Source organism: Streptomyces sp. NPDC055506 (genome assembly GCF_053643595.1).
On sequence record NZ_JBSHKH010000253.1, the window covers coordinates 1 to 3,455 of the forward strand.

3 protein-coding genes are annotated in these 3,455 nt (G+C 67.7%); all 3 read left to right on the forward strand.

Annotation, left to right across the window (positions count from 1 at the left end):
- The first annotated feature begins 153 nt into the window (after positions 1-153).
- The 3 genes from ACWIF2_RS40230 to ACWIF2_RS40240 all read left to right on the forward strand — a co-directional run bounded on the left by ACWIF2_RS40230 (position 154) and on the right by ACWIF2_RS40240 (position 3,349).
- Positions 154-1,158 carry a ThiF family adenylyltransferase gene (locus tag ACWIF2_RS40230; protein ID WP_454366612.1) on the forward strand — a complete coding sequence of 335 codons (1,005 nt, stop codon included), beginning with the start codon at positions 154-156 and terminating at the stop codon, positions 1,156-1,158.
- 106 nt (positions 1,159-1,264) lie between these two features.
- The gene (locus tag ACWIF2_RS40235) at positions 1,265-2,593 is read left to right on the forward strand and encodes an ABC transporter substrate-binding protein (RefSeq protein ID WP_454366614.1); all 1,329 of its coding nucleotides are present in this window, start codon (positions 1,265-1,267) and stop codon (positions 2,591-2,593) included.
- Between the two features lie 9 nt (positions 2,594-2,602).
- Entirely contained in the window at positions 2,603-3,349 is a 747-nt protein-coding gene (locus tag ACWIF2_RS40240; protein ID WP_454366616.1) for a class I SAM-dependent methyltransferase, read from the forward strand.
- Positions 3,350-3,455 lie beyond the last annotated feature (106 nt).

The window sequence follows — 3,455 nt, forward strand, 5'->3', positions numbered from 1 at the left end:
ACAAAAACACTCATACTTCCGCCGCCCGTCTCTTTTTTTTATACCCCACCGGGGGGTGGGGGGGCGGGCCCCCCCTAAAACCGGGGCCCCCACTCCCGCTCCGTGCATCCCTGAGTGGTATCCGATCCTGCCTCGAGGATGTGTTCGCGCACTATGCGTGTATGGCTGAACCCGGCCTGGCAACTGGAATCGGCCGACGGCACGGTGACATTCCAGGGCGAGAAGAAGAAATACGTCCTCGATGACGGCAAGGGCACGGTCAGCCGGCTGCTGGAAGCCCTCGACGGCGGCTGCGAGAACGCAGCCCTCGAAGCGCTGACGCGTCGTGACCCCGAATGCGCGGGCCTTGTCAGAGCCCTTCGGAAACGCGGTCTTCTCATCGAGTCGCCCTCGGGGCCCGCGGGCGACGACAGTGTCCATGCCCGGCAGTGGGGACATCTGGCTCTGCACACACACCGCCCTGACGAGGCACAACGCCGCATCTGCGGTGCCAAGGTCATGGTCATGGGCGTCGGCGGCACCGGCAGCGTGATCCTCCAGCACCTCATCGGAGCCGGGGTCAGGCGCTTCGTCCTGCTCGATGCCGACAAGGTGCAGCTGAACAACCTGAACCGTCAGTTCACCTTTCCCAGGGCAGCCGTGGGCGAACCCAAACTGGACGCGGCCCGCACCTATATCCGTGACCGTGTGCCGGACGCCGACATCTCGCTCGTCGACCGGTTCGTCGGATCAGCACCGGAAATCGGCGAGGTCCTGGAAACGCATGCGGACGTCGATGTCATCGCCGTCTGCATCGACCAGCCGATCGGCAGCATCTCCGATGCGGTGGCCGAATCGGCCTGGCGCCGGAATATACCGTCGATATTCGGTGGTGTCGGCATGCAGAGGGGCTTCTACGGGCCGCTCTTCGCCCCGGGGAGATCGACCGTTACTCCCGATCAGCTCTCTTTTCCGGTGCGCGCCGACGCCGCGCCGGAGAATGATGCCGGGAATCTACGGAGCACGCGCTATTCCTTCGGCCCCAACAACACCATCGTCGGTGCCTGGATGGCCGCTGCGATCATTCATCATCTGGCGGGCATCACCGAGCTCGTCGAATACGACGCACGAAAAATCATCGACTTCGAAACCGGTAATATCATCGCCCAGGCCCCATAAGCGGGCGCTCGGCATGCTGTGGTGAAGGCTTTGAGCGGCTGTACCTCGCCCTAGCGATGCGGTTCGCGCCAAAGACGCAGCAGTATCGCGCCAAAGGGGAAGCGGCATGTCCAAGCCGATCCGTGTGGAAACGGACCTGATTCCGTCGGGCCTCTACGGCGCGGCCGACGACTGGACCGGCCTGACGGTCACACGCCAGCTCGCCCGCCCGCTCTTCGTGGAAGGCCCCAACCGCACCCTGAGGCCGGGTCTGCTGCACAACGCGCTCCGCCTGGACGAGAAACGCTGGGACTTCGCCCTGCGGCCCGGTGCGCAATGGTCCGACGGCCGGCCGATCCACGCTCGCGACATCGCCCGGCACATCGCGGCAGTCGCCAGGCAGGCCGGCCCCTTCGCCTGGCTCGTGTCGCTCATCGAGCAGCTCCAGCCCCTCGACCCCGACCGGCTGCTGCTGACCACCCGCCGGCCCGTCGGCAATCTGCCCGCGCTCCTGGCCAACCCCGTCTTCGGCCCCCGGCACAGCGACCCGGCCGTCACCAGCGGCGCCTACACCCTGGCCGACGGCCCGTCCGGTGAAATCCGCCTGCGAGCCACCGGCCCCTGGCCCGATGTCACCTACGTCCTGTCGTCCGGCGCCGAGCACGGACAGCGCCTCTACGACCGAAGAGCCGTCGACATCACCTGCCCGACGACGTTCCCCGTGGCCCGGTGGGCACATCGCGCCGACTACCCGGATCTCCAGGTCGACGACCTCGACATCGCCGTCGCCCTCCTGCCGCCGAGCGGTATGGCCGAGGCACACAAGAACGCCGTCGCCGCCGCCCTCGACCGCCGGGACCTGTCGCGCAGGCTGCACGGCGCCCTCAGCCCACTGGACTCCTTAACGGGCATGTGGGACCCCCATCGACCACCTGTCGCACCAGCCCGCGCGGTACACGAACGGTTGCCGGCGCCCGGGCGCACCCCCGCCCGACTGGTCTTCCCGGACTTCTCACCGAACCGGGAGACGGCACAGATCCTCGCCGACCAGATCGGCGAGAACACCGGACTCACCCTCCGGCCCGAGGCCATCGACTACCGGGCCTATCTCACCGAACTCCACACCACGCACCGCGAAGACTTCCGCCTCGTGCTGATGGCCTCGCCCTGGCCCGACCCGGCCGCCCTCCTCCTCCCCTTCGCCCGCCGCCCGGCGGCCCAGCTTCCCGGAGGGCCCGCGTCCGCGTTCAAGGACATCGTGCACCGGGCTCTCGCAGCGGACGACCTCCAGGACCGCCTCGGCCACTGCGCCGAGGCCGAACAGCTGCTGAGCGCGACCGGCGAAGTCTGCCTGGTCGGACGGCTCAGGTCGGCGGCCCGGCTACGCGTGAAGAACTACGTCAGCCCGCCGTCCGGCTGGGCCGACCTGTCGGTGTGCGAACTCCCGCAAGACTGAGGACAAGCGATGGCAAAGATCAACTACTTGAAGGTCAACGAGCAGTACTGGGATTCCAACAGCGAGCTCTACCACGATGCCCACCCCGAGCACTTCGACGCCGACAGACACCCGTCCTGGGGGATCTGGCACCTTCCGGAGAGCGACCTCAAGATCTTCACCGATGACCTCCCGGCCGGCTCCCGGATCATCGACCTCGGCTGCGGCATCGGGCACGACACCACCGGGTTCGCCCGCGCCGGACACGAGGCCTACGGCGTCGAACTCTCCTCCGGCCAGCTCTCGCGCGCCCTCGGCGAAGGAGCCGCAGGCTTCGTCCAAGCCGCCGCGGAGCGCCTGCCGTTCCGTTCCGGGGTCTTCGACGCGGCCTTCTGCGACCACGGCGCGTTCGACTTCTCCCCACCCCAGCGCCTGCTCCAGGAAGCCCACCGGGTGCTCCGTCCCGGCGGCATCCTCGGGCTGTGCACCTACTCCCCGCTTCTGCAGATGTGCTTCGACAACCAGAGCGGCACGGTCGGCGAGCACCTCGCGAATCCGTACGGCGACGCCCGGATGAAGTACGGCGGCGATGTGGTGGTCTTCCACTCCACCTACGCCCAGTGGATCGACATGTTCCGCGACTGCGGGTTCTCCATCGAACGGCTGGTGGAACCCCTCGCCCCGGCCGACGGTGCCACCTACTTCAAGGAAGCCCTCGACCGGAACTGGGCGGAGAAGTGGCCGGCGGAAGTGGTGTGGAAGGTGCGCAAGCTCTGAGCCCGGGTTCTGAGCCCGGGTCTCAGGCCTCCGGTCGGCATTTCGTGTTTCACGTGAAACAGCGCGGCGGGGCGGGAGACTCGCAAGGTCGGACCTCGAGTCTCCC

Coding starts and splice junctions, on each gene's coding strand:
- ACWIF2_RS40230 (WP_454366612.1), top strand. CDS start 154: ATGCGTGTATGGCTGAACCCGGCCTGGCAACTGGAATCGGCCGACGGC.
- ACWIF2_RS40235 (WP_454366614.1), top strand. CDS start 1,265: ATGTCCAAGCCGATCCGTGTGGAAACGGACCTGATTCCGTCGGGCCTC.
- ACWIF2_RS40240 (WP_454366616.1), top strand. CDS start 2,603: ATGGCAAAGATCAACTACTTGAAGGTCAACGAGCAGTACTGGGATTCC.